Consider the following 24,095-nt stretch of genomic DNA (forward strand, 5'->3'; position numbering starts at 1 on the left):
TCTCCGTTCGCAGTCAAAGGGGACTGCCCGGCGACGTGGTCCTGCGGTAAACGACCGGTGAAGAGGGCGGCGCCGGCTTGGAGGGCGCCCCGAGGGTTCCGCGTTGCGGCGCGGGGGGCCGCGGCCTATCTAAGCGCGACCGTTTCGGCGGGGTCTCTGCCGGATCCGAGCAACCGACGACGAGGTGGCGCATGGCGCGCGACGAGTCCGACGCGACCCCGCTCACCACGCGGGACGAGCTGATCGAGTGGTTCGCGGAGGGCGAGAAGCCCGCCGCCGCCTTCCGGATCGGCACCGAGCACGAGAAGGTGCCGTTCTACCGCGCCGACCGCTCCCCGGTGCCCTACGCGGGCGAGCGGGGCATCGGGGCGCTCCTCGACGGCCTGCGGCGGGCGACGGGCTGGGAGCCGATCGTCGATGCGGGGCGGGCCATCGGGCTCGCCGGGCCGGAGGGCGGCGGGGCGATCTCGCTGGAGCCCGGCGGCCAGTTCGAGTTGTCCGGCGCCCCGCTCGCCGACGTGCACCGGACCAGCCTCGAACTCGCCCAGCACCTCGACGCCGTGCGGGCGGCCGGCGATCCCCTCGGCATCGGCTTCCTGACGCTGGGCGCGAGCCCGAAATGGACGCGGGCCGAGACGCCCGTGATGCCCAAGAGCCGCTACCGCATCATGCAGGCCTACATGCCGAAGGTCGGCCGCCTCGGCCTCGACATGATGCTGCGCACCGCCACCGTGCAGGTGAACCTCGACTTCGCCTCCGAGGCCGATATGGTGCGCAAGATGCGGGTCGGGCTCGCGCTCCAGCCCGTGGCGACGGCGCTCTTCGCCAACTCGCCCTTCACGGACGGCCGGCCGAACGGCTTCCTGTCCTACCGCTCCGAGATCTGGCGCCACACCGATCCCGACCGCACCGGCATGCTGCCGCGGGCCTTCGAGCCCGGCTTCGGCTACGAGGCCTACGCGGACTGGCTCCTCGACGTGCCGATGTACTTCGTGAAGCGGGGCGAGACCTACCACGACGTGAGCGGCGCCTCGTTCCGCGACCTGATGGCGGGGAGGCTCGCCGCCCTCCCGGGCGAGCGCGCGACCCGCTCCGACTGGGCGAACCACGCCTCCACCGCCTTCCCGGAGGTGCGGCTCAAGCGCTTCCTGGAAATGCGGGGCGCGGATGTCGGCGATCCGGGGATGATCGCCGCGAATGCCGCCTTCTGGGTCGGGCTCCTCTACGACGCCGCCGCCCTCGACGCGGCGATCGACCTGATCGACGGCTGGGACGCCGCCGCCCGCGAGGCGCTGCGGGCGGAGGCCCCCCGCCGGGGACTCGACGCCGCGATCGCCGGGCGCAGCCTGCGCGACGTCGCCCGCGAGGCCCTCTCCATCGCGGAGGCGGGCCTGCGCGCCCGCGCCCGCCTCGACGCGCAGGGGCGCGACGAGACCCTCCACCTCGCGCCCCTCCACGCCATCGTGGCCGGCCGCACCCGCGCGGAGGACCTGCTCGCCCTCTACGCGGGGCCCTGGAACGGCTCGGTCGACCCGGTCTTCGAGATGTGCGCGTTTTGACGCAGGGACGGGGCGTCCCGCGCAAGCACAGCGCTGATGTCGGCGCCGCCTCGCATGCGCTTCCGCACAGTCGGCGCGCCGCGCGCGCGCGCTCCTCTGCGATCGATGCGGCGCCAAGCGGGCGCGTCATTCCCGGGCGGCGGATCTGACCTGCGGGACAACGGGGCGAAGACGGGAACGAGGCCTGCCCTTGCCCGTTCTAGAGCCCAGCAGGGCCGCGGTTCGCCGCCGGTCCGATCTGGCAACAGGAGACCCAGCATGTCGCGGATGAAGACCATCGCCCTGGCCGGCAGCGCCGTCCTGGCGCTCGGCACCGGCCTCGCCAGCACGGCCGAGGCAGCTCCGCTCCCGGCCGCGACCTCGGCCGCCGTCGCGGGCGCGCCCGCGACCCTCGACCAGGTCCGCTGGCGCGGCGGCTATTACGGCGGCTACCGGGGCTACGGCTACCGCGGGTACGGCTATCGCCGCGGCGCCGGCGGCGCGCTGGCGGCCGGCGCGGCCCTCGGCCTGATCGGCGGCGCGATCGCGGCGAGCGCGGCCCCGCGCTACTACGATTACGGCTACGGCTACCCGGCCTATGGCTACGCCGCTCCCGCCTACGGCTACGCCGCCCCGGCCTACGGCTACAGCTACGGCTACCCGGCCTACGGCTATTACGGCTACTGAGCTGCCGCCCCGCGGCGGTGCCCCCTGACGGCGGCGCCGCCCGAGCACGATCGGCGGCCCGGCGCCCCGCGCGCCGGGCCGCTGCCCTGTGGAGCCCCCGGTGAGCGACACGACCGACGAGTCCGGCGCCGACGATCTCGACCTGCGCGGGCTCAAATGCCCGCTGCCGGTGCTGCGCACCCGCAAGGCCCTGCGGGCGCTCCCCCCCGGCCGCCGCCTGGTGGTGCGCTGCACCGACCCGCTCGCCGCCATCGACATCCCGCACCTGCTGCACGAGACGGGCGACCGGCTCGAAGCCGCGCGCGAGGCCGGCGGCGTGCTGGTCTTCGAGATTCGCCGCGCCGCCGCGGACGGTTGACGCTGGCGCCGTTCCCCGCGACACCGCGTGCGCCCGCGAGGGCGCCTCCCCCGGAAACCGGAAGCCCCATGCCCAGCGCCTCCGCCGCGTCCCGCCCCGCGATCACCGGCACGAGGGTGCTGTACGAGGGCTGGGCGCGCTACCTCCTCGCCGAACTGCGCCTGCCCGACGGCCGCACGGTGACGCGCGAGGTGGAGGATCACGGCCGGGCCGTCGCCGTCCTGCCCTACGATCCCGACCGGCGCACCGCCCTGCTGGTGCGCCAGTTCCGGGCGCCGGTCGCGCTCACCGGCGCGGCCGAGGACCTGCTGGAGGCGCCGGCCGGGCGCCTCGACGAGGCCGACCCGGCCGATTGCGCCCGGCGCGAGGCCTTCGAGGAGGTGGGCGTGCACCTCGCGGAACTGGAACCCCTCGGCCGGGTCCACGCGATGCCCGGCATCTCCACCGAGGTGCTCGACCTCTACCTCGCGCCCTACGCCGCGGCCGACCGGGCCGGGGAGGGCGGGGGCCTCGCCGAGGAGGACGAGGCGATCACGGTCGTCGAGGTGCCGCTCGCCGGCCTCGCCCGGATGGCCGATTCCGGGGCGCTCCCCGACCTCAAGACCCTCGTGCTGGTCCAGACCCTGCGCCTGCGCCGCCCGGACCTGTTCGCGGACGGGCAGGCCTGATCCGGGATCCGGTTGATCACGGCGGATCCCGGATCGCGCGCCCGCGCGGCGCGCGAGCGAAGGTCGATCGGATTTGGTCTGAGACGACGAAGGCCGGCGTCGCCGCCGGCCCTCGCGCGCCGTGCCGCTGCGCTCAGCGCAGCACCACCACCTTCGTGCCGACCTTGGCGCGGGTGTACAGATCCATGACGTCGTCGTTCGTCATCCGGATGCAGCCCGAGGACACCGCGGTGCCGATCGTCTCCGGCTCGTTCGAGCCGTGGATGCGGTAGAGCGTGCCGCCCAGATACATGGCGCGGGCGCCGAGCGGGTTCTCGGGTCCGCCCTTCATGTAGCGGGGCAGGTCGGGCCGGCGGCGGATCATCTGCGACGGCGGGCGCCAATCCGGCCACTCGCGCTTCATGGTGATGGTCTGCACGCCGCCCCAGGTGAAGCCCGGCCGGCCGACGCCGATGCCGTAGCGCAGGGCCTGGCCGCCGCCGAGCACGTAGTAGAGCCGCCGCTCGGCGGTCGAGACCACGATCGTGCCCGCGCCGTAGGGACCGTCATACGACACGGTCTCGCGCGGGACCGGGCTGATCTTCGGCACGGTCGTGTCCATCGCCGCCGGCGAGGTCGGATCGGCGGCCGTCGCGGAGGGGCGGACCGTGACGCTGAGGCCCTGGTTGAGGGGCTGACGGGTGAGGGGGTCGATCTCGTAGGCGGCGGCGGGGGCCGCCCACGCGGCGACGGCGCAGGCGAGCCCGGCCAGAACAGGGGCGAAGCGGCGCATGGGAGCCTCTCGGGGAACTCTCGGCTGGGGAAGGAGCGATGCGTGAACTGCCGCGCATCGTGCGGCGGAACCCATCGCCAAGCCGTAAACGGGCCCGGCATAAAGCCAAGCTTAAAACCGCCGCGCTTGTGCGGATGCGAAGCGCCCGTTGTGCGTGGGTCACACTGATGCATCCGCGCCGCAGGTGCGGGCGGCTGCCGGGTCCCCGCCGGCGACGCGGGGCTTACGGCTCGGCCGCGCCCGGCTGCGGGCCGGGCACGAGCCGGCGCACCGCGGCCTCGATCCGCTCGGCGGCCCGGCCGATCCCCTCGGCGATGCGGCCCTCCACGGCCTCGCGCTCGCTGCCGGCGGCGGCGGCGGCCTCGCGCAGGGCGGCGGTCTCGCGCTCCAGCGCCTCGACCCGGCGGCGCGTCTCGGCGAGTTCGTCCGAGACCATCAGCGCCGCCATGACGTGCAGGCGCATGTCGCCGATCTCGCCGAAGGCCTTGCGCATCTCGCCGATCCGCGCGTCGAAGCCCCGCGCCAGCTCCTCGAGGTGGCGCTCCTCGCCCTCGCCGCAGGCCATGCGGTAGGTCTTGCCGGCGATGCTCACCGTCACCTGAGGCATCCGGATCCTCACCCTTCCGCGCGGTTGCGCGTCAGCACGGTCTCGACGGTGCCGATCGCCCGCCCGAGGCGATGCTCGACGTCGTCGGTCACCGCCACCGCCTCGGCGAGCTGGCCCAGGGCCGCGTCGAGCTCGGCGGCGAGGCGGGCCCGGTCCTCCTGCATCAGGGCGAGTTCGGCCTCCAGGTCGCCCCGGCTGCGCTCGGCGTCGAGCCGACGGGTCACGGCGGCGTCGAGCAGGGCGACGGCGGCATCGAGCCGGCGCAGCGCGTCGTCCACGGCCGCACTCATGGTTGAACCCCTGAACTCCTCACCCCGGCCCGAGCCTAGACGCTGGCCGCGCGGCCCGCAATCGCCCGGCCGGGGCGCTCCCGTCAACGGGCGCGGACCGCCGCGGGGCGGCGGGCGGGGCCGATTTGACAGGGGAGGGTGTCATGTTAGGAAGCCCGCGCTCGCGCCCGGCCATGTCGGCCGGCGGACAGCCGCAGATCTCGGGTTCCCGTGACGCCTCCCGCCCTCCTCGGTCGCGCCGCCCGCAACGGGACCTCCGGCGCGCGCGGGATGGCCGTCCCGCCCGCGGCACCTCATATCACCCGGCAACCCCATCCACCCGCACGGGCGCTCGCAGGCCCGGGCCGCACCACGAGGCGGGGCGCCGGCACCCCCGCCCGCTCTCGGGAGTCATCGACATGACGGTCAAGGTCGCCATCAACGGCTTCGGACGCATCGGGCGCAACGTCCTGCGCGCCATCAAGGAGGCGGGGCGCACGGACGTCGAGGTCGTCGCCATCAACGATCTCGGGCCGGTCGAGACCAACGCCCACCTGCTGCGCTACGATTCCGTGCACGGCCGCTTCCCGGGCGAGGTGAAGGTCGAGGGCGACGCCATCGTGGTCGACGGCCAGCGCATCCGCGTCACCGCGATCAAGAGCCCGGCCGAGCTGCCCCATCGCGAGCTCGGCGTCGACATCGCCCTGGAATGCACCGGCATCTTCACGGCGCGCGACAAGGCCAAGGCCCACCTGGACGCGGGCGCCAAGCGCGTCATCGTCTCGGCCCCCTCGGACGGCGCCGACCTCACCGTCGTGTACGGCGTCAACCACGACAAGCTGACCGCCGACCACCTCGTGATCTCGAACGCCTCCTGCACGACGAACTGCCTCGCGCCGGTCGCCAAGGTGCTCAACGACGCGGTCGGGATCGAGCGCGGCTTCATGACGACGATCCACTCCTACACCAACGACCAGCCGTCGCTGGATCAGATGCACAAGGATCTCTACCGGGCCCGCGCCGCGGCCCTGTCGATGATCCCGACCACGACGGGCGCCGCCAAGGCGGTGGGCCTCGTCCTGCCGGAGCTGAACGGCAAGCTCGACGGCACCTCGATCCGGGTGCCGACCCCGAACGTCTCGGTCGTCGACTTCAAGTTCGTGGCCAAGCGCGCCACCTCGGTCGCCGAGATCAACGAGGCGATCAAGGCGGCGGCGAACGGGCCGCTCAAGGGCGTGCTCGGCTACACCGAGGCCCCGAACGTCTCGATCGACTTCAACCACGACCCGCATTCCTCGACCTTCCACATCGACCAGACCAAGGTGATGGACGGGACCTTCGTGCGGGTGCTGTCCTGGTACGACAACGAGTGGGGCTTCTCGAACCGCATGGCCGACACCGCGGTCGCCCTCGCCAAGCTGATCTGAGCCTCGATCCCGGGCGGGGATCCCCCGCCCGGCGCCCTCTCTTCCCGCGAACCGGCGCCCCGCCGCGGCGGGGCGAGACCGAGGAGCAGCCATGACCGACGCGACGGACGTCACCTCCACCTCCGGAACCGCCACCGCGAGCCCGCTGCCGGTGCCGGCCGGCACCGCGCTCGCACCCGCCGCGGCGGCCCCCGCCGGCACCGCTGCGGCAGCCGGCGCCGCACCCGCCGCGGCGGCCGAGGCCGCCCGGCGCCCCGAGCCGGCCGCGAGCCTGCCGCCCCCGGTCGCCGACCAGCTCGCCCGCATCGAGGACAAGGCCTCGCGCATCGAGGACAAGTACGCCCGCTCGGAGGCGCTCCTGTCCCGCGTCGAGGACCGGGTCGAGGCGGCGAGCCAGCGGATGAACGAATCCGCCCGCCAGTCCGACCTCGCCGCCCTGCGCAGCGAATTGCGCGCCGTCGCCGACCGCACCCGGCGGCTGCCGGGCTTCGGCACCCTGCTCCTGACGGCGATCATCACCGCCGTGCTGACGGTGGCGCTCACGCTCGCGGCGCAGCGCCTCAACCTCCAGAACCTCATCCCGCCCCGCTGATCCGCGCCGCGAATCCCGCCCCGTGAATTCCGTCCCGTGAATCCAGCCCCAGGAATCCCGCCCAAGGAGGCCCGAGGTCCATGACCCGTTTCCGTACCCTCGACGATGCCGGCGACCTGAAGGGCAAGCGCGTCCTCGTCCGCGTCGACCTCAACGTGCCGATGGAGAACGGCCGCGTCAGCGACGCGACCCGGATCACCCGGGTGCTGCCGACGATCCGGGAGATCGCCGAGGCCGGCGGGCGCGTGGTGCTGCTCGCGCATTTCGGCCGCCCCAAGGGCAAGCCCGACCCCAAGGAATCCCTGCGCCCGATCGCCGAGGCGGTGGCGGCCGATCTCGGCCGCCCGGTCGCCTTCGCGGAGGATTGCGTCGGCGAGGCGGCCGCGGCCGCCGTGGCGGCGCTCGGCGACGGCGACGTGGTGATGCTGGAGAACACCCGCTTCCACCCGGGCGAGGAGAAGAACGACCCCGATTTCGCGAGGGCGCTCGCCCGCAACGGCGACGTCTACGTCAACGAGGCCTTCTCCGCCTCGCACCGGGCCCACGCCTCGACCGAGGGCCTCGCCCACGTCCTGCCGGCCTATGCGGGGCGCCTGATGCAGGCCGAGATCGAGGCGCTGACCAAGGGCCTGGAGGCGCCGGCCCGGCCGGTGGTCGCGATCGTCGGCGGCTCCAAGGTCTCGACCAAGATCGACCTCCTGGTGAACCTCGTCGGCAAGGTCGACGCCCTGGTGATCGGCGGGGGCATGGCCAACACCTTCCTGCACGCGGCCGGCCTCGGGGTCGGCAAGTCGCTCTGCGAGAAGGACCTCGCCGGCACGGCCCTGCGCATCATCGAGGCGGCCCGCGAGAAGAACTGCGCCATCATCCTGCCGGTCGACGCGGTGGTGGCGGAGGAGTTCAAGGCGAACGCGCCCCACCACACCTACGGGGTGGACGCGATCCCGCAGGCCGGCATGATCCTCGACGTCGGCTCGCAATCGGTCGAGCGGGTGGCCGCCGCCCTCAACGACGCCCGGACGCTGGTCTGGAACGGGCCGCTCGGCGCCTTCGAGTTCCCGCCCTTCGACCAGGGCACGGTCGCGGCGGCGCGCCACGCGGCCGAGCGCACCCGGGCGGGCCGGCTCGTCTCGGTGGCGGGCGGCGGCGACACGGTGGCGGCCCTCAACCACGCGGGCGTGGCCGAGGCCTTCACCTACGTCTCCACGGCCGGCGGCGCCTTCCTCGAATGGCTCGAGGGCAAGCCCCTGCCCGGCGTCGACGCGCTCAGGGCGTGAGGCTCGCGTTCAGGGTGCGGCCGTGAGGACGGCGGCGCCCCGATCGCCTATACTGGTGGAAGTCGGTTCTCTCGGAGGGTTGGAGATGGCGCGTATCACGCTGAGGCAGCTTCTGGACCACGCGGCCGAGCACGGCTACGGGGTCCCGGCCTTCAACATCAACAACATGGAGCAGGGGCTGGCCATCATGGCGGCCGCCGACGCGACCGACTCGCCCGTCATCCTGCAGGCGAGCCGGGGCGCGCGCGCCTACGCCAACGACGTCGTGCTGGCCAAGCTGATCGACGGCCTCGTCGAGATCTACCCCCACATCCCGGTCTGCATGCATCTCGACCACGGCAACAACGAGGCGACCTGCGCGACCGCGATCCAGTACGGCTTCACCTCGGTGATGATGGACGGATCGCTCAAGGCGGACGGCAAGACCCCGGCCGACTACGCCTACAACGTCGAGATCACCCGCAAGGTGGCCGAGATGGCGCATTGGGCCGGCGTCTCCGTGGAGGGCGAACTCGGCGTGCTGGGCTCGCTGGAGAGCGGCCAGGGCGAGGCCGAGGACGGCCACGGCGCCGAGGGCACGCTCAGCCACGACCAGCTCCTCACCGACCCGGAGGAGGCGGTGAAGTTCGTCGAGGCCACCAAGGTCGACGCGCTCGCGGTCGCCATGGGCACCAGCCACGGCGCCTACAAGTTCACCCGCAAGCCGGACGGCGCCGTGCTCGCCATGCACGTGATCGAGGAGATCAACCGCCGCCTGCCCAACACCCACTTGGTGATGCACGGCTCCTCCTCGGTGCCGCAGGACCTGCAGGACATCATCAACCAGTACGGCGGCGAGATGAAGCCGACCTGGGGCGTGCCCGTGGAGGAGATCCAGCGCGGCATCAAGCACGGCGTGCGCAAGATCAACATCGACACCGACAACCGGATGGCGATGACGGGCCAGATCCGCAAGGTGCTGGCCGAGAACAAGGCGGAGTTCGACCCGCGCAAGTACCTCAAGCCCGCCATGGACGCGATGACGAAGCTGTGCAAGCAGCGCTTCGAGGAGTTCGGCACGGCCGGGCAGGCCGGCAAGATCCGTCCGGTCTCGCTCTCCGAGATGGCCAAGCGCTACGCCGCCGGCAAGCTCGACCCGTCCTTCGGGGCGACCCGCAAGGCGGCCGCCGAGTAGGGCGGGCCGCGGTCCTGTCTCCGGCGCAGGACGGGGGTCCCGCGCCGGAGAGCCGCTGTCGCGGCAAAGCTCGGCTGCGTCGAACGGGCCTGCCGTCGCCGAGGCAGGCGCGTCGGCGCGTGAGGGACGCGGAGCGCGCGCCATACTTTTGAAGCGTTGCCACGCCACACAGCGCCCACGCCACACAGCGCTCATGAGCGACCCGACGATGCCGACCCCCCATCCCCCGAAGACCCGCCTCGTCCTGATCGCCGGCCCGGAATCCGGCCCCGATCTCGCCGCGCGCCTCTCGGCCGCCTGCCGGGCCGGGGACGTGGCGGCGGTGATCCTGCGGCTGGCCGCCGCCGACGAGCGCGCCCTGATCAGGCGCGTCAAGGACGTGGCGCCCGCCGTGCAGGAGGCCGGCGCCGCCCTGGTGGTCGCCTGCGACGCGCCGGGCATCGACCCCGTGGCCCTCGCCGCCCGGGCGGGGGCGGACGGCGTCCACGCGGGGGCGGGCGAGGAGCCCGGCGAGGCCCTGCGCGACCTGCGCGAGCGCCTGCGCGACGGGCGCATCCTCGGGGTCGGATCCCTGACCTCCCGCCACGCCGCCATGGAAGCCGGGGAGGCGGGAGCCGATTACGTGCTGTTCGGCGAGGAGCCCCGGGCCACGCCCGCCGGCACCCGCGCCCTCGCCGCGTGGTGGGCGGAGATCTTCGAGACCCCCTGCGTGGCCCTGGCCCGCAGCCTCGACGCGGTCGCGGACCTCGCCGCGACCGGGGCCGAGTTCGTCGCCCTCGACCCCGCCCTGTGGGAGGGCCCCGCCCTCCGGGAGGGCCCCGCCCTCCGGGAGGGCGCGGGCACCCAGGGCCCCGACGCCGTGGCGCAGGCCCAGGCGCGGCTGGCGGGAGGCGCCGCGTGAGGCGGAACGCCCTCGCCGGGCTCGCGCTGCTCCTCGCCGGCGGGGCCGCGGCCGCGCCCTCCACCACGATGCCGACCGCGCTGCTGCCGGGCGCCACCACCCTGCCGCCCGCCATCGGCAGCACCGACCCGAAGGCGGACGTCGCCTACGGCGCCTATCAGCGCGGCTACTACAACGCCGCCTTCCGCGAGGCGACGAAGCGGCTCGAGGCCAACAAGGCCGACGCCCCGGCCATGACGCTGCTCGGCGAGCTCTACAACCAGGGCCTCGGGGTGCGGCAGAGCCCCGCCAAGGCGGCCGAGTGGTACCGGCTCGCGGCCGATCTCGGCGACGCGCCGGCCATGGGCCTGCTCGCCATGATGGCGATCGAGGGCCGCGGCCTGCGCAAGGACCTGGCGGCCGGCCGGGCCTGGCTGGAGAAGGCCGCCGCCAAGGGCGAGCCCACCGCATCCTACAACCTCGCCCTGATCCTGCTCGGCACCGGCTCGCCCGAGGACCTCGCCCGCGCCGCGACGCTGCTGCGCCGGGCCGCCGACCAGGAGGTGCCGGCCGCCCAGCACGCGCTCGGGATCCTCTACCTGAAGGGCCGCGGCGTGGCGAAGGACCTCGCCGAGGCGGCCTCCCTGTTCCGCCGCGCGGCCGACAACGGCGACATCGCCGGCGAGGTCGAGTTCTCGATCCTGCTCTTCAACGGCGAGGGCGTGGCCAAGGACGAGGCGAGGGCCGCCCGCTACTTCCGCCACGCCGCCTACCGGGGCAACGCCGTGGCGCAGAACCGCATCGCCCGGCTCTACGCGGCCGGACGGGGCGTGCCCAAGAACCTCGTCGAGGCGGCGGCCTGGAACATGGCGGCGAGCGCCCAGGGCCTGAGCGACGCGTGGCTGGCCCAGGTGGCCGCCGGGCTCACGGCGGAGGAGCGCGCGCGGGCCGAGCGCCTTGCCGCGGACCGGATGACGCCTTAAGGCCGGACCCCAATTCCAGAGGGCGGCCGGCGCGCGCCCCGCGCCCCGCGCGGGCGCCCGTCCATGCCGCCCGCCCCCGGCCCGAGCCGCCACGCAACCGGACCCTCTCGCGATGATCAACTCTCCCCTCATGACCGTGATGGTCGATGCCGTGCGCAAGGCCGCGCGGGGCCTCAAGCGCGATTTCGGCGAGGTCGAGAACCTCCAGGTCTCGCGCAAGGGCCCGGGCGACTTCGTCACCGCCGCCGACCGGCGCGCCGAGGCCAGCCTGCGCGAGTCCCTCATGAAGGCGCGGCCCGGCTACGGCCTCGTGATGGAGGAGGGCGGCGCCGTCGAGGGCTCCGACAAGACCCATACGTGGCACGTCGATCCCCTCGACGGCACCACCAACTTCCTGCACGGGATCCCGCATTTCTGCATCTCGGTCGGGCTGGAGCGCGAGGGCGTGGTCGTCGCGGGCGTGATCTACGACCCGATCAAGGACGAATTGTTCATCGCCGAGCGCGGCAAGGGCGCCTTCCTCAACAATCGGCGGCTGCGCGTCTCCGCCCGCGGCGACCTCGCCGACGCGCTCGTGCTCTACGGCTCGCCCTATCTGGGCCGCGGCAACCACCCGCGGCTGCTCAAGGAGCTCGGCACCGTGATGGCCGTGACGGGGGGCGTGCGCCGCTTCGGCTCGGCCGCCCTCGACCTCGCCTACGTGGCCTGCGGCCGGGCCGACCTCTACTGGGAGCGCGACCTGCAGACCTGGGACATGGCGGCGGGGCTGATCCTGGTGCGCGAGGCGGGCGGCTTCGCCACCAGCGCCGATGGCGGGCCGGACGCGCTCGCGGCCCGGTCGGTCGCCTGCGGCAACGAGGGGCTGCACCGCGACCTCGTCGCCCTGCTCAGGAAGGCCAACGCCTGAGCCTCGTGCGCGGATGGGGGCGCCGGCCCCCGGGAGCGGCCGGGCGCTTTCCAGCGCGGCCGCGATCTGCTCTAACCCGCCTCCGGCTCGACCGTTTGGGCCGTGGCGTCTCGACCCCAAAGGCTCCCGCATGGACCCGCGCACGCTCTCCGCGCTGAAGGACGCGATCCGCTCGATCCCGGATTACCCGAAGCCGGGCATCGTCTTCCGGGACATCACGACGCTGCTCGGCGATCCGGGCGCGTTCCGGCGCGCGGTCGACGCCCTGGTCCATCCCTTCGCGGGCGGGCGGATCGACCGGGTCGCCGGCATCGAGGCCAGGGGCTTCATCCTGGGCGGGGCGGTGGCCCACCAGCTCTCCTCGGGCTTCGTCCCGATCCGCAAGAAGGGCAAGCTGCCCCACACCACGGTGTCGATCGCCTACGCGCTCGAATACGGCACCGACGAGATGGAGATCCACTCGGACGCGGTGAAGCCGGGGGACCGGGTCGTGCTGGTCGACGACCTGATCGCCACCGGCGGCACGGCGGAGGCGGCCGTGAACCTCCTGCGCCAGATCGGCGCCGAGGTGGTGGCGGCCTGCTTCGTCATCGACCTGCCCGCACTGGGCGGCGCCGCGAGGCTGCGCGCCCTCGACGTGCCGGTCTTCACCCTGGTCGAGTTCGAGGGGCATTGAGGGCGCGCCCGCGCCGTTCCGGTCCACGATGACGGCCCGCGGGGCACCTCCGGACAGGAGGGCGGCCCCGCGACGCGTCAGGGCCGCTGGGAGGTCCGCATGACCGACGTCTCCGCCCGCCGCGCCGCCTTCCGGGCCCTCCACGCGAGCGGCTGCTTCGTGATGCCGAACCCCTGGGACATCGGCACCGCCCGCTACCTCGCCGCCCTCGGCTTCCCGGCGCTCGCCAGCACGAGTTCCGGCTTCGCCTTCTCGCGCGGGCTGCCCGACACCGACTGGGCGGTGCCCCGGGACGCGATGCTCGCCCACATCGCCGAGATCGCGCAGGCCACTGACCTGCCGGTCAACGCCGATCTCGAATCCGGCTACGCCCACGACCCCGAGGGCGTCGCGGCGAATGTCCGGCTCTGCGTCGCCACCGGGATCGCCGGCCTCTCGATCGAGGACGCGACCGGCGATCGCGGCGCCCCCCTCTACGACCTCGGCCTGGCGGTCGAGCGGATCCGGGCCGCCCGCGCGGCGATCGACGAGGCCGGGGGCGAGGTGCTGCTGACCGCCCGCTGCGAGGCCTACCTGGTCGGCCACCCCGAGCCGCTCCCCGAGGTGCTGCGCCGCCTGCAGGCCTACGCGGAGGCGGGGGCCGACGTGCTCTACGCGCCCGGCCCCAAGCGCCGCGAGGAGATCCGCGCCGTCGTGGCGGCGGTGGCGCCCAAGCCCGTGAACCTGCTGGTCAGCACCAATGCGGGGCTGCGGGTCGCGGATCTCGAAGCCCTCGGGGTGCGGCGCGTCAGCGTCGGCTCGTCCCTCGCGCGCGCCGCCTGGACCGGTTTCATCCGCGCCGCCAAGCGCATCCGCCAGGAGGGCAGCTTCGCCGGCTTCGACGGCTCGGTGAGCTTCTCCGACCTCAACGGCTTCTTCCGAGAGGACCGCGCGGCCCGATGAGCCACGAGACCGATCCGGCGACCGGCCTCCCGGTCGGCGCCCCCGTCGTCCCGGCCGATCCGGCGCCCCGCCCGGCGCGCGTCACCCTGCGCGGGCGCTTCGTCACCCTGGCCCCCCTCGACGCGGCGGCGCACGGGCCGGACCTCGCGGGCGGCGCGGTCGGCCCGGGCACCGAGGCCCTGTGGCTCTACATGGCCCGCGGGCCCTTCCCGGAGGCGGCCGCCTTCCAGGATTACCTCAGGGCGGGCGCGGCCTCGGAGGATCCCCTGTTCTTCGCCATCCTCGATGCCCGCTCGGGCCGGGCGCTCGGCCACGCCGCGCTGATGCGGATCGACCCGGCGAACCGGGTGATCGAGGTCGGCCACATCCTGTACACGCCCGCCCTGCAGCGCTCGCCCGGCGCCACCGAGGCGATGCGGCTCCTCGCCGCCCACGCGTTCGGCCTCGGCTACCGCCGCTACGAGTGGAAGTGCAACGCCCTCAACGCGCCGTCGCGGGCGGCGGCCCTGCGCCTCGGCTTCACCCCCGAGGGCGTCTTCCGGCAGGCCATGATCGTGAAGGGCCGCAACCGGGACACGGCGTGGTACTCGATCCTCGACCGGGAATGGCCGCAGGTGGCGCAGGGCCTCGACCGCTGGCTCGCCCCCGAGAACTTCTCCCCGGACGGCGGCCAGCGCCTGCGCCTCTCGGTGCTGAACGCGCCCTCCATCCCGGGCCATCCGCTGCGCCGGGCGACCCGGGCGGACCTCCGGGCGCTCGGCGCCCTGCAGGCGGCGGCCTACGCGCCCAACCGGGCGCTGCTCGGCGCCGAGCCGCTGCCGCTCCTCACGCCCCCCGAGGCCGTGCTCGCCGCGCACGAGGTCTGGCTCCTGGAGGAGGGGGACGACCTCGCGGGCGCCCTCATCCTCGATCCGAGGCCCGACCACCTCCTGGTCTGGAGCATCGCGGTGGCGCCGTCCCGCCAGGACCGGGGCCTCGGCGCCGGCCTGCTCGCGGCGGCCGAGGCCCGCGCGAAGCATCTCGACCTCTCCTGCCTGCGCCTCTACACGGGAGAGAAGCTCGCGCGCGCGATCGGCTGGTACGCGCGGCACGGCTGGACGACGGAGCGGGTCGAGGCCCGCCCGGACCGCCGGCTGGTGCACATGGTGAAACGCCTCGCGTGACGGGCGGCTGGGGAGGGAGCGCATGGTGGGACGTCTTGCGGGCAGGAGCGCCGTGGTCACGGCGGCGGGGCAGGGGATCGGCCGGGCGATCGCCGAGGCGTTCCTGGCGGAGGGCGCCCGCGTGCTCGCGACCGACCTCGACGCGGGCAAGCTCGAAGGGCTGAGCGGCGCCGCGACGGCGTCCCTCGACGTGCGCTCGGACGAGGCGGTGGCGGCCTTCGCGCGGGGCGCCGGCCCGGTCGACATCCTGGTCAACGCGGCGGGCTTCGTCCATCACGGCACGATCCTCGACTGCACCGACGCGGAGTGGGACCTCGCCTTCGACCTCAACGTGCGCTCGATGCACCGGACCATCCGGACCTTCCTGCCCGGCATGCTGGAGCGCGGCCACGGCTCCATCGTCAACATCGCCTCGGCGGTCTCGACCCTCGCCACCGCGCCCAACCGCTACGTCTACGGCACCACCAAGGCGGCGGTGATCGGCCTCACCATGGCGGTGGCCCGCGACTTCATCCGCCAGGGCGTGCGCGCCAACGCCATCTGCCCCGGCACGATCCAGTCGCCCTCCCTCGACGAGCGGATCAAGGCGCTCGCCGCCCAGACCGGCACCAGCGAGGCCGAGGCCCGGCAGAGCTTCATCGACCGCCAACCGATGGGCCGCCTCGGCCGCGCCGAGGAGGTGGCCGCGCTCGCCGTCTACCTCGCCTCGGACGAATCCCGCTTCACCACCGGCCAGACCCACCTGGTCGATGGCGGCTTCGCGCTCTGACCGGCACCGGGATCCCAGCCATGCACATCCTGATCCTCGGCGCGGCCGGCATGGTCGGCCGCAAGCTCCTCGCCCGCCTCCTGCGCGACGGCCGGCTCGGGGCCGAGCCGATCACCCGGCTCACCCTGCACGACGTGGTGGCGCCCGAGGCGCCCGCCGCCCGCTTCCCGGTCGCGCTCTCGGCCTCGGACCTGTCGCTGCCCGGCGAGGCGGAGCGGCTGGTCGCCGGCCGCCCCGACGTCATCTTCCACCTCGCGGCGATCGTCTCGGGCGAGGCGGAGGCCGATTTCGACAAGGGCTACCGGATCAACCTGGACGGCACGCGGGCCCTCCTCGACGCGGTGCGGGCGATCGGGGACGGCTACCGCCCGCGCCTCGTCTTCACCTCCTCGATCGCGGTCTTCGGCGCGCCGATGCCCGACGTGATCGGCGACGAGTACCTGACCGCCCCGCTCACCAGCTACGGCACCCAGAAGGCGATCGGCGAGCTTCTCCTCTCGGACTACACGCGGCGGGGCTTCCTCGACGGGGTCGGGATCCGGCTCCCCACGATCTGCGTGCGGCCGGGCAAGCCCAACAAGGCGGCCTCGGGCTTCTTCTCGGGCATCATCCGCGAGCCGCTCGCCGGGCAGGAGGCGGTGCTGCCGGTGCCCGACGGCGTGCGCCACTGGCACGCCTCGCCCCGCGCCGCGGTCGGCTTCCTCCTCCACGCCGCCACGATCGAGGGCGCGCGGCTGGGCGACCGCCGCAACCTGACCATGCCGGGCGTCGCCGTCACGGTGGCCGAGCAGATCGAGGCCCTGCGCCGCGTCGCCGGCGAGGCGGTGGTCGCGCGCATCCGCCGCGTCCCCGACCCGACGGTCGAGCGCATCGTGGCGGGCTGGCCGCGCGCCTTCGACCCCCGCCGGGCGCTGGACCTCGGCTTCACGGCGGAGCCGGATTTCGAGACGATCATCCGGGTGCATATCGAGGACGAGCTCGGCGGCAGGATCGCCGCCTGACCCGGGATCCGGTTGATCGAAGCGGGTCCCGGATCACCAGCCTGCGCGGCGCCTGTGCGCGGCGCCTGAGCGACGCCGACATCCGCATGGCCGAAATCGGAGATGGCGAAGCCATCAACCGGATGGCGGATGAGGGCGGCCGCCGCGGGCGGGGCCGCCCGCGGGGTCTCCCGCCGCCCGGCAGGGGACCGGATCAGGTCAGCTGGTTGCGCAGCAGGATCGACAGGCCGAAGGCGAGGGCGGCGCCCGCCTCGGTGACGGCGATCCACTGCAGCCGCCGCGGCTGCTCGGCCGATTGCGGCAGGCTCGGCTGCACCGCGACGGTGAAGAACTCGACCTGGCGGTCGGCGATCATCCGCGCCTGCTCGCGCGCGGCGATCATGCGGCCGTAGAAGGCCTGCGCGTTCTTGCGGTCGACCTCCAGCTGCTCGAAGCGCGTGAGGGCGTCGGACAGGACCCGCCGCTGGTTCGGATCCTGCGTCGTCGCCTCCCGCTCCAGGCCCGCGATCGTGGCGTCGAGCTGCGCGATCTGCGCCTTGAGATCCTGGACGCTGCGGGTGTCCTCCTTGAGGTCGCGCTGCAGCAGCGCGAGCCGCACGCCGAGCGCGATGCGCTGCTCGCGCACCTGCGCGACCATCTTGACGTTGATGCCGGCGGTCTTCTCGGCGTCGAGCACGCCGCCGCGGTTGCGCAGGTTGCGCATCTCGACCTGGAGCCCGGTCAGGCGCTCCTCGGCGCGCGCGAGCGCGCGCTCGCTCTCGGCGAGCGCGTCCTCGCGGGCCTTGGCGGTGAGTTCGTTGATCCGCCGCTCGCTCTCGGCGAGGATCGCCCGGCTGATCGCCACCGCCTCCTCGGGGGCGAAGGCGTTCACCTTCACGGAGACGAGGCCGGCCCCCTCGACCGTGACCTGGACGCGGTCGCGCCAGTAGCGCACCAGCCTCTCGACCGGCTCCTCGGCGTCGAAGCGCGAGAACTCGTCGATGGAGTCGCGGGAGAAGATCGCGCGCAGGGGCAGCGCGCGCTCGACCGCCTCCACCATCGGCCGGCTGGTAATGTACTCGGCCGCGAGCGCGATGTCCTGGGCGATCATCTGGCCGATCACGCTCGCGAAAGCGTTGCCGCTGCCCCCGCTGCCCCCGCTGCCGCTCTCGCCGCGGCCCCCGGCCTCGGTCGCGCCCACGGCCGGGCGGATCGCGAACTGCGTCTCCGCCACGTAGCGGTCCGAGAGGTAGAACCCGAACACCCCGATCCCGGCGAGCGAGGGGAGCACGAACAGGGCCAGGAACAGGATCGGCGTGACGTAGTCGCGCCGCCGCTGGGCCCGCGCCTCGCGCAGCTGCTGGCGCGGATCGTTGTAGCGCGAGATGCGCGCCATCTGGCGCAGCGACTCGGAGATCAGCCGCGAGCGCTCGATCGGTTCGAGCGGCTGGCCGGTCGGGGGGCGGGCGTCGGCCGTCATGACGAGGTCCGGTTCGGGGGCGGGGGGAGAGGGCGGCGGCGGCGGCGCGAGAGTCCGGGCGGGCGCAGGATCCGCTCGGGAGCCCTGGCCGCCTCGGCCGAGATCCCCGCTTCCGCCATGCGCCGCACTCCCTCGCGCCGAGCCGGCATCCCCCTCGGCCGCGAGCGCTCTAGGGCCACATCGCGACCAATTTGTGAGGGGGCGCTCACGCGGGGATCCGCACCGTCGCGCGCAGGCCCCCGAGGGGCGAATCGTGGAGCGCGATGTCGCCGCCATGGGCGCGGGCGATGTCGAGGGCGATGGCGAGGCCGAGCCCGGAGCCGCCCGCATCCTGGCGCGCGTCGTCGAGGCGCACGAAGGGCTTGAACACCTCCTCGCGCCGCTCCGGCGAGATCCCCGGCCCGTCGTCGTCGATCGAGACCGCGAGCCAGCGGCTCTCCTGGCGGGCGGTCAGCGCGATCGTCTCCCCGTAGCGCGCCGCATTGGCCGCGAGGTTGAACAGGCAGCGCCGGAAGGCGTCGGGCCGCACCGTCACGGTGGCGGGCCCCTCGAGCGTGACCTCGCTCACGTGGCCGCCCAGGCGCTCCACGTCGGTGCGCAGGTCCTCCAGCAGCGCCCGGATGTCGACGGGGGCGGCCTGCTCGCCCGAATCGCCCCGCGCGAAGGCGAGGTAGGCCTCCAGCATCCGGCTCATCTCGTCCACGTCGCGCAGGAGGTCCTCGATCTCCGGATTCTGCTCCAGCAGCGCCAGCGACAGGCGGAAGCGGGTCAGGATCGTGCGCAGGTCGTGGCTCACCCCGTTCAGCATCGCGGTGCGCTGCTCCATCGCCCGCTCGATGCGCCGCTTCATCTCGATGAAGGCGTGGCCGGCCTTGCGCACCTCGCGGGCGCCGCGGGGACGGAACTCGACGTCCCGGCCCTTGCCGAAGCTCTCGGCGACGTCGGCGAGCCGCAGGATCGGCCGGATCTGGTTGCGCAGGAACAGGATCGCCACCCCGAGCAGCACCAGCGAGGTCCCGCCCATCCAGAGCAGGAAGATGTGCGAGTTCGAGGCGTAGGCCTGGCTGCGCTTGGCGATCACCCGCATCACCCCGCCCGGGATCGCCACCCGGATCTCGATCAGGCTGGAGCGGCCGACCGTGTCGATCCAGAACGGCCGCTTGATCTGGCGGCGGATCTCGTCCGAGAGGGCCTCGTCGAGGAGGGAGAAGAACGGCCGCGGGCCCGGCGCCGGGATCCTGGCCCCCTCCAGGATGTCGACGTCGAGCTTGAGGCGCTGCTCCGCGATGCGCTGCAGCGTCTCGGCATCCCGGTCCTGGGGGTAGCTCTCGTAGATGTCGATCAGCGCCGCGACGTCGGCCGTCACCGCCGCGGAGAGGCGCCGCGTCACCAGCTGCCAGTGCCGCTCCATGAAGGTGTAGGCGATCACCGATTGCAGCAGCACGACCGGCGCGATGATGATGATCAGGGAGCGGGCGTAGAGGCCCTTGGGCAGCCGCTCGCCCAGCGCCCGGCCGAGGCGGCGCCAGAGCGCGGCCGGCGAGAGCTGTGCGGCCAGGGTCGGGCGGGCGGCTCCTTCCTCCGCGGCGCCCGCCTCCGCGGCGCCCGCGATCCCGCCGGGCAGCGCCATCTAGTCGAGCACGAGCCGGTAGCCGATCCCCCGCACCGTCTGCAGGTAGCGGGGATTGGCCGGATCGTCCTCGAGCTTGCGGCGCAGGCGGTTCATCTGCACGTCGATGGTGCGCTCGTTGCCCGGCTCCGCCCCGCCGGTGAGCGCCTCGCGGGCGACGTTCCCGCCCTTGGCCAGGGCCAGGATGGTGAGGATCTCGCGCTCGCGCTCGCTCACCCGGATCGGCTCCTCGTCGCGGGTGAGTTCCCCGCGCTCGACCCGGAACAGGAAGGGGCCGAAGCGCACCGCGTCGAGGGGCGCCGCCGCGCCGACCGGCCCGCTGCCCGCGCTGCGGCGCAGGATGTTGTTGAGCCGCAGGATCAGCTCGCGGGGCTCGAAGGGCTTGGGCAGGTAATCGTCCGCCCCGATCTCCAGCCCCGTCACCCGGTCGTTCGGGTTCGAGCGGGCGGTGAGCATCAGGATCGGCACCTGCGAGGTCTGCCGGATCTGGCGGGCGTAGTCGAAGCCGGTCTCGCCCGGCATCATCACGTCGAGGACGAGGGCGTCGAAGACGAGGTTCGCCCCCTTGGCGCGGGCCTCCGCGGCGCTCGCCGCGGCGGTCACCCGGTAGCCCTGCTCGTAGAGGAAGCGCGAGAGCAGGTCCCGCAGGCGCCGGTCGTCGTCGACGACGAGGATGTGGGGCGCGTGGTCGGGGAGATCCGCCCGGGCGGCGAGCGCCGTCATTCCCTCAGCCCTCCTCGGGCGCCGGCGCGGCGCCGAGTGCCGGCGCGGCGCCGAGTGCCGGCGCGGCGCCGAGTGCCGCCCCGGCGCCGGATCCCGCCCCGGCGCCGTCCGGCGCCGCCGCGATCAGGCGGCGCACCGCCGGGCGGTCGCCGGCATCGATCATTGCAAGGAGGAAGCGGCTCGCCGGGCCGCGGGCAGCCGGGCCGGCCTCGGCCAGGGCCCGCCGCACCCGCTCGCCCTGCAGGCGGGCGAGGTCCGCGGCCAGCCGATGCCCCTTGGGGGTGCAGGTCAGCAGCCGGTGGCGGCGGTCGCTCGTCCCGGCGCGCTGCGCGATGTAGCCCGACTCGATCAACTCCTTGAGCACCCGGTTGAGGCTCTGCTTGGTGATGCGCAGGATATCGAGGAGTTCGGCGATCGTGAGGCCGGGATTGCGCTCCACGAAGTGCAGCACCCGGTGGTGCGCCCGCCCGAAGCCGTATTCCGCCAGGATGCGGTCCGGATCGGAGACGAAGTCCCGATAGGCGAAGAACAGGAGTTCGATCAGGTCGTAGGCGTGGCCGACCTCCGGCAGGTCCTCGTTCGCCGGGTCCGGCGGGGCCTCGCCGGCCGGGTCGGCCGGCGCCGCGCGCGGCCCCTCCGCGGGGTTCGGCCGGGTTCGGGCAGCTCGGTTCGCCGTCCTGTCCATGGTCTCACCGCCCCGATCTCCGGGCCCCGCCCGGCCGTCCGATTTATGTCAGCCTTGTTGACATATCTCAGCCCCGTTGATACCCGTCAACCCCGCCGGCGCAACGAACGAACGCCATTCGCGTCGCTGAAGCACGAAGATTGCGAGCCGGCCCGCCCTTCCGGACACGAACCGCAACCGAGGATCATCGTCATGTCCGTCATCCCCTTCGACCAGCGTGAAGGCCACATCTGGTTCGACGGCCGCATGGTGCCGTGGGCGGACGCGAAGATTCACGTCCTCAGCCACGGGCTCCATTACGGCTCCTGCGTGTTCGAGGGCGAGCGCGCCTATGGCGGGCAGATCTTCAAGAGCACGGAGCATTCGCAGCGGCTGCGCCGCTCGGCCGAGCTCCTCGATTTCGAGATCCCGTTCTCCGTGGCCGAGATCGACGCCGCCAAGGCCCTCGTCCTGAAGGAGAGCGGTCTGCAGGACGCCTATCTGCGCCCGGTGGCGTGGCGCGGCTCGGAGATGATGGGCGTCTCGGCGCAGAACAACACCATCCACCTCGCCATCGCGGCCTGGGAATGGCCGAGCTACTTCGACCCGGCCACCAAGATGAAGGGCATCCGCCTCGACCTCGCCGAGTACCGGCGTCCCGACCCGCGCACGGCGCCCTCCGCCTCGAAGGCGGCGGGCCTGTACATGATCTGCACGATCTCCAAGCACCGGGCCGAGAAGAAGGGCTACGCCGACGCGCTGATGCTCGACTGGGAGGACAACGTCGCCGAGTGCACCGGCGCCAACGTCTTCTTCATCCGGGACGGCGCGATCCACACCCCGCTCGCCGACCGCTTCCTCAACGGCATCACCCGCCAGACGGTGATCGAGCTCGCCCGCCGCCGCGGCGTCGAGGTGATCGAGCGGCGCATCCGGCCCGAGGAGATGGCGGGCTTCTCGGAGTGCTTCATCACCGGCTCGGCCGCCGAGGTGACCCCGGTCTCCGAGATCGGCCCCTACCGGTTCCACCCGGCGGCGCTCACCCGCGCCCTGATGGACGATTACACCGCCGAGGTGCAGCCCCGCGCCAAGGCGGCCTGACCCGCCCGGGAGACCTCTCCCGAGCACCGCGCCGCCGCATTCCCGCGGCGGCGTCCCCGGGCGCGGGATGTCGCGGCCGGGGACGGAACAGGGCGCCTCCTCCGCGCGTTCCCCCGACGAGAACAATACGGGAACAGAGGAGCCGACATGACGGCCAAGACTCACGCGGCCAAATCCCACGCGGCGGAGACGCACGCGGCCAAGACCCACGCGGCCGAGACTCGCGCGGCCGAGACTCGCGCGGCGGAGAATCCGAAGACCGCGCCCGAGGCGGCGGAGCCCTCGAACCGGATCAAGGATCCGAAGGACTGGACGACCGGGCACGAGCCGATGACCGGCGCGCAGGCCTCCTACCTCAAGACCCTGTCGGAGCAGGCCGGGGACGGCGAGGCCTACGATCCCGATCTCGACAAGGCCGAGGCCTCGGAGCGGATCGACGCCCTGCGCAAGGCGACCGGCAAGGGCTGACCAGGGGCTGACCAGGAAGGTTGATCCGGGCAGGGCGGCCGACCAGGCCGGCCCTGACCCTGCGGAAGAGGCGTGGCGGGCGGCGCACTTTCGGGGGTTCTCTTAACCGATGATGAGGGAGTTCCGCCCTATCGTTGCACTGTGAGGTGGAGGGGGGCGTGTCGTGACCGGCAGATGGCTGCGTGCCAAAACCGTGCGACTGTTCCTGTGCGATTCCTCAGGGAGCACGGCGATCGAGTACGTGATGATCGCCGGTTTCATCTTCCTGGCGCTGGTCGGGGGCTTGAGCCTGTACGGCAATCAGACCGGGAATCTCTACGCCAACTTCAGCAGCCAGGTGGTGAACGTGCTCTCGAAGCCGTGAGCGCGCGGGCCCCGCCGACGCCGCTCCTATTCCGCGGCGATCCCGAGATTGTCGAGGCACTCGCGGATCTGCGCCGCGAGGGCGTCGGCCAGCGGCATCGGCTCCGGGATGCGCGGGCGCATGAGCCCGATCCGGCAGGTGGGGAGGGCGGGAAACCCGTCCGCCGGGGAGAGGATCCGCATCCCGGGCCTGAGCGCGCTCTCGGGCAGGACCGAGACGGCGAGGCCCGCCAGCACCGCGGCGCCGACCGCGGTCGAGCTCCAGCTCACGAACAGGATGCGGTTGGGGCGGCCGACCCGCTCCAGGGCCGCGAGCGCCGCCGCGCGCCAGACGCAGGCCGGGCGCCCGAGGGCGAGCGGCAGGGGCGTCTGCGCGTGGGTGCGGTGGCGGCCCGACCCGACCCAGAGCAGCGCCTCGGTGCGGATCGTCTCGATGCTGCCGCGGTGGCGCGCCTCCGTGATGATGGCGAGGTCGAGGTCGCCGCTCCCGATCCGGGCGACCAGCATGTCGGTGGGCTCGCAGACCACCGTCACCTCGGCGCGCGGATGCGCCCGCGCGAAGCGGGCCAGGATCTCCGGCAGGTAGCGCTCGGCGTAGTCGTCGGGCAGGCCGAGCCGCACCCGGCCCGCGAGGTCGCCCTCGGCGAAGCGCGCGAGGCACTCGGTCTGCAGCCACACGATCCGCCGCGCGTAGTCGAGGAGGCGCTCCCCGTCGTCGGTGAGCCGCACCCCGCGCCCGGCCCGGGCGAAGATCTCGCGCCCGATCCGCTCCTCCAGCCGCTTCATCTGCATCGAGACGGCCGATTGCGTCTTGTGCACGCGCTCGGCGGCCTGGGTGAAGGAGCCGGTTTCGGCGATCGCCACCAAGCTGCGCAGCTGGTCGATGTCGAGGGGGTGCAGGGCGGCCTCCTTTCATCAGCTTCCGTGATGTGACACATCTCAAGCATTCGCTCAACGGATCGGTCGCGCCGGCGTATGAGGGGGCTGCGGCGCGCCC

27 protein-coding genes are annotated in these 24,095 nt (G+C 73.6%); 19 read left to right on the forward strand and 8 right to left on the reverse strand.

Annotated features, from left to right (window positions below):
* The first annotated feature begins 191 nt into the window (after nucleotides 1–191).
* The 4 genes from M446_RS28950 to M446_RS28965 all read left to right on the forward strand — a co-directional run bounded on the left by M446_RS28950 (nucleotide 192) and on the right by M446_RS28965 (nucleotide 3,251).
* Nucleotides 192–1,559 carry a glutamate--cysteine ligase gene (locus M446_RS28950; RefSeq protein ID WP_012335649.1) on the forward strand — a complete coding sequence of 456 codons (1,368 nt, stop codon included), beginning with the start codon at nucleotides 192–194 and terminating at the stop codon, nucleotides 1,557–1,559.
* 258 nt (nucleotides 1,560–1,817) lie between these two features.
* Nucleotides 1,818–2,225, forward strand: a complete 408-nt coding sequence (locus tag M446_RS28955) for a hypothetical protein (protein ID WP_012335650.1) — start codon at nucleotides 1,818–1,820, stop codon at nucleotides 2,223–2,225.
* Nucleotides 2,226–2,325: 100 nt separating this feature from the next.
* The gene (locus M446_RS28960) at nucleotides 2,326–2,583 is read left to right on the forward strand and encodes a sulfurtransferase TusA family protein (RefSeq protein ID WP_043701759.1); all 258 of its coding nucleotides are present in this window, start codon (nucleotides 2,326–2,328) and stop codon (nucleotides 2,581–2,583) included.
* A gap of 68 nt (nucleotides 2,584–2,651) precedes the next feature.
* Entirely contained in the window at nucleotides 2,652–3,251 is a 600-nt protein-coding gene (locus M446_RS28965) for an NUDIX domain-containing protein (protein WP_012335652.1), read from the forward strand.
* Between the two features lie 133 nt (nucleotides 3,252–3,384).
* On the opposite strand, the gene M446_RS28970 is transcribed toward M446_RS28965, so the two are convergent.
* The 3 genes from M446_RS28970 to M446_RS28980 all read right to left on the reverse strand — a co-directional run bounded on the left by M446_RS28970 (nucleotide 3,385) and on the right by M446_RS28980 (nucleotide 4,920).
* The gene (locus tag M446_RS28970) at nucleotides 3,385–4,023 is read right to left on the reverse strand and encodes a L,D-transpeptidase (protein WP_012335653.1); all 639 of its coding nucleotides are present in this window, start codon (nucleotides 4,021–4,023) and stop codon (nucleotides 3,385–3,387) included.
* A gap of 223 nt (nucleotides 4,024–4,246) precedes the next feature.
* A complete protein-coding gene (locus M446_RS28975) occupies nucleotides 4,247–4,630 on the reverse strand; it encodes a cell division protein ZapA (protein ID WP_012335654.1) in 384 nt (127 codons plus the stop codon).
* Between the two features lie 8 nt (nucleotides 4,631–4,638).
* Nucleotides 4,639–4,920 carry a DUF4164 family protein gene (locus M446_RS28980; protein ID WP_012335655.1) on the reverse strand — a complete coding sequence of 94 codons (282 nt, stop codon included), beginning with the start codon at nucleotides 4,918–4,920 and terminating at the stop codon, nucleotides 4,639–4,641.
* A gap of 398 nt (nucleotides 4,921–5,318) precedes the next feature.
* On the opposite strand from M446_RS28980, the gene gap reads away from it, so the two are divergent.
* The 12 genes from gap to denD all read left to right on the forward strand — a co-directional run bounded on the left by gap (nucleotide 5,319) and on the right by denD (nucleotide 16,690).
* Nucleotides 5,319–6,326, forward strand: a complete 1,008-nt coding sequence (gene gap, locus M446_RS28985; protein WP_012335656.1) for a type I glyceraldehyde-3-phosphate dehydrogenase — start codon at nucleotides 5,319–5,321, stop codon at nucleotides 6,324–6,326.
* A gap of 91 nt (nucleotides 6,327–6,417) precedes the next feature.
* Nucleotides 6,418–6,918 (forward strand): hypothetical protein, encoded by a 501-nt coding sequence (locus tag M446_RS28990; protein WP_012335657.1) that lies wholly within the window; start codon nucleotides 6,418–6,420, stop codon nucleotides 6,916–6,918.
* A gap of 80 nt (nucleotides 6,919–6,998) precedes the next feature.
* Nucleotides 6,999–8,195 carry a phosphoglycerate kinase gene (locus tag M446_RS28995; RefSeq protein WP_012335658.1) on the forward strand — a complete coding sequence of 399 codons (1,197 nt, stop codon included), beginning with the start codon at nucleotides 6,999–7,001 and terminating at the stop codon, nucleotides 8,193–8,195.
* Between the two features lie 85 nt (nucleotides 8,196–8,280).
* Nucleotides 8,281–9,369, forward strand: coding sequence for a class II fructose-bisphosphate aldolase (fba, locus tag M446_RS29000; RefSeq protein WP_012335659.1), 1,089 nt, complete (start codon nucleotides 8,281–8,283; stop codon nucleotides 9,367–9,369).
* A gap of 208 nt (nucleotides 9,370–9,577) precedes the next feature.
* Nucleotides 9,578–10,270 carry a thiamine phosphate synthase gene (locus tag M446_RS29005; protein WP_012335660.1) on the forward strand — a complete coding sequence of 231 codons (693 nt, stop codon included), beginning with the start codon at nucleotides 9,578–9,580 and terminating at the stop codon, nucleotides 10,268–10,270.
* Nucleotides 10,267–11,232 carry a tetratricopeptide repeat protein gene (locus tag M446_RS29010; protein ID WP_012335661.1) on the forward strand — a complete coding sequence of 322 codons (966 nt, stop codon included), beginning with the start codon at nucleotides 10,267–10,269 and terminating at the stop codon, nucleotides 11,230–11,232. The genes M446_RS29005 and M446_RS29010 overlap by 4 nt, the downstream gene beginning before the upstream one ends.
* A gap of 112 nt (nucleotides 11,233–11,344) precedes the next feature.
* Nucleotides 11,345–12,139, forward strand: a complete 795-nt coding sequence (locus M446_RS29015) for an inositol monophosphatase family protein (protein WP_012335662.1) — start codon at nucleotides 11,345–11,347, stop codon at nucleotides 12,137–12,139.
* Nucleotides 12,140–12,269: 130 nt separating this feature from the next.
* Nucleotides 12,270–12,815, forward strand: a complete 546-nt coding sequence (locus M446_RS29020) for an adenine phosphoribosyltransferase (RefSeq protein ID WP_012335663.1) — start codon at nucleotides 12,270–12,272, stop codon at nucleotides 12,813–12,815.
* Nucleotides 12,816–12,914: 99 nt separating this feature from the next.
* Nucleotides 12,915–13,757, forward strand: coding sequence for an isocitrate lyase/PEP mutase family protein (locus M446_RS29025; RefSeq protein WP_012335664.1), 843 nt, complete (start codon nucleotides 12,915–12,917; stop codon nucleotides 13,755–13,757).
* On the forward strand, nucleotides 13,754–14,920 hold the full coding sequence (locus tag M446_RS29030) for a GNAT family N-acetyltransferase (protein ID WP_012335665.1): 1,167 nt from the start codon (nucleotides 13,754–13,756) through the stop codon (nucleotides 14,918–14,920). Before M446_RS29025 ends, M446_RS29030 begins: the two co-directional genes overlap by 4 nt.
* A gap of 22 nt (nucleotides 14,921–14,942) precedes the next feature.
* Nucleotides 14,943–15,689: an SDR family oxidoreductase gene (locus tag M446_RS29035; protein WP_012335666.1), complete on the forward strand. Its 747-nt coding sequence runs from the start codon at nucleotides 14,943–14,945 to the stop codon at nucleotides 15,687–15,689.
* 20 nt (nucleotides 15,690–15,709) lie between these two features.
* Nucleotides 15,710–16,690 carry a D-erythronate dehydrogenase gene (gene denD / locus M446_RS29040; RefSeq protein WP_012335667.1) on the forward strand — a complete coding sequence of 327 codons (981 nt, stop codon included), beginning with the start codon at nucleotides 15,710–15,712 and terminating at the stop codon, nucleotides 16,688–16,690.
* Between the two features lie 193 nt (nucleotides 16,691–16,883).
* On the opposite strand, the gene M446_RS29045 is transcribed toward denD, so the two are convergent.
* The 4 genes from M446_RS29045 to M446_RS29060 all read right to left on the reverse strand — a co-directional run bounded on the left by M446_RS29045 (nucleotide 16,884) and on the right by M446_RS29060 (nucleotide 21,187).
* On the reverse strand, nucleotides 16,884–18,149 hold the full coding sequence (locus M446_RS29045; RefSeq protein WP_012335668.1) for a capsule polysaccharide transporter: 1,266 nt from the start codon (nucleotides 18,147–18,149) through the stop codon (nucleotides 16,884–16,886).
* 205 nt (nucleotides 18,150–18,354) lie between these two features.
* Nucleotides 18,355–19,779, reverse strand: a complete 1,425-nt coding sequence (locus M446_RS29050; protein ID WP_012335669.1) for an ATP-binding protein — start codon at nucleotides 19,777–19,779, stop codon at nucleotides 18,355–18,357.
* On the reverse strand, nucleotides 19,780–20,502 hold the full coding sequence (locus M446_RS29055) for a response regulator (protein WP_012335670.1): 723 nt from the start codon (nucleotides 20,500–20,502) through the stop codon (nucleotides 19,780–19,782).
* A gap of 4 nt (nucleotides 20,503–20,506) precedes the next feature.
* Nucleotides 20,507–21,187, reverse strand: coding sequence for a MarR family winged helix-turn-helix transcriptional regulator (locus M446_RS29060; RefSeq protein WP_012335671.1), 681 nt, complete (start codon nucleotides 21,185–21,187; stop codon nucleotides 20,507–20,509).
* Between the two features lie 192 nt (nucleotides 21,188–21,379).
* Here M446_RS29060 and M446_RS29065 point away from each other — a divergent pair, with 192 nt between their 5' ends.
* From M446_RS29065 to M446_RS29075, 3 genes are all read left to right on the forward strand, one after another.
* Nucleotides 21,380–22,267 carry a branched-chain amino acid aminotransferase gene (locus M446_RS29065; protein WP_012335672.1) on the forward strand — a complete coding sequence of 296 codons (888 nt, stop codon included), beginning with the start codon at nucleotides 21,380–21,382 and terminating at the stop codon, nucleotides 22,265–22,267.
* Nucleotides 22,268–22,414: 147 nt separating this feature from the next.
* Nucleotides 22,415–22,735, forward strand: coding sequence for a DUF3072 domain-containing protein (locus M446_RS29070; protein WP_012335673.1), 321 nt, complete (start codon nucleotides 22,415–22,417; stop codon nucleotides 22,733–22,735).
* Nucleotides 22,736–22,928: 193 nt separating this feature from the next.
* Nucleotides 22,929–23,099 (forward strand): Flp family type IVb pilin, encoded by a 171-nt coding sequence (locus tag M446_RS29075; protein WP_236728862.1) that lies wholly within the window; start codon nucleotides 22,929–22,931, stop codon nucleotides 23,097–23,099.
* Between the two features lie 26 nt (nucleotides 23,100–23,125).
* Here the strand turns inward: M446_RS29075 and M446_RS29080 are convergent, their stop codons facing one another.
* Nucleotides 23,126–23,998, reverse strand: a complete 873-nt coding sequence (locus M446_RS29080) for a LysR substrate-binding domain-containing protein (protein ID WP_063826021.1) — start codon at nucleotides 23,996–23,998, stop codon at nucleotides 23,126–23,128.
* Nucleotides 23,999–24,095 lie beyond the last annotated feature (97 nt).

The organism is Methylobacterium sp. 4-46 (assembly GCF_000019365.1).
GTDB lineage: Bacteria > Pseudomonadota > Alphaproteobacteria > Rhizobiales > Beijerinckiaceae > Methylobacterium.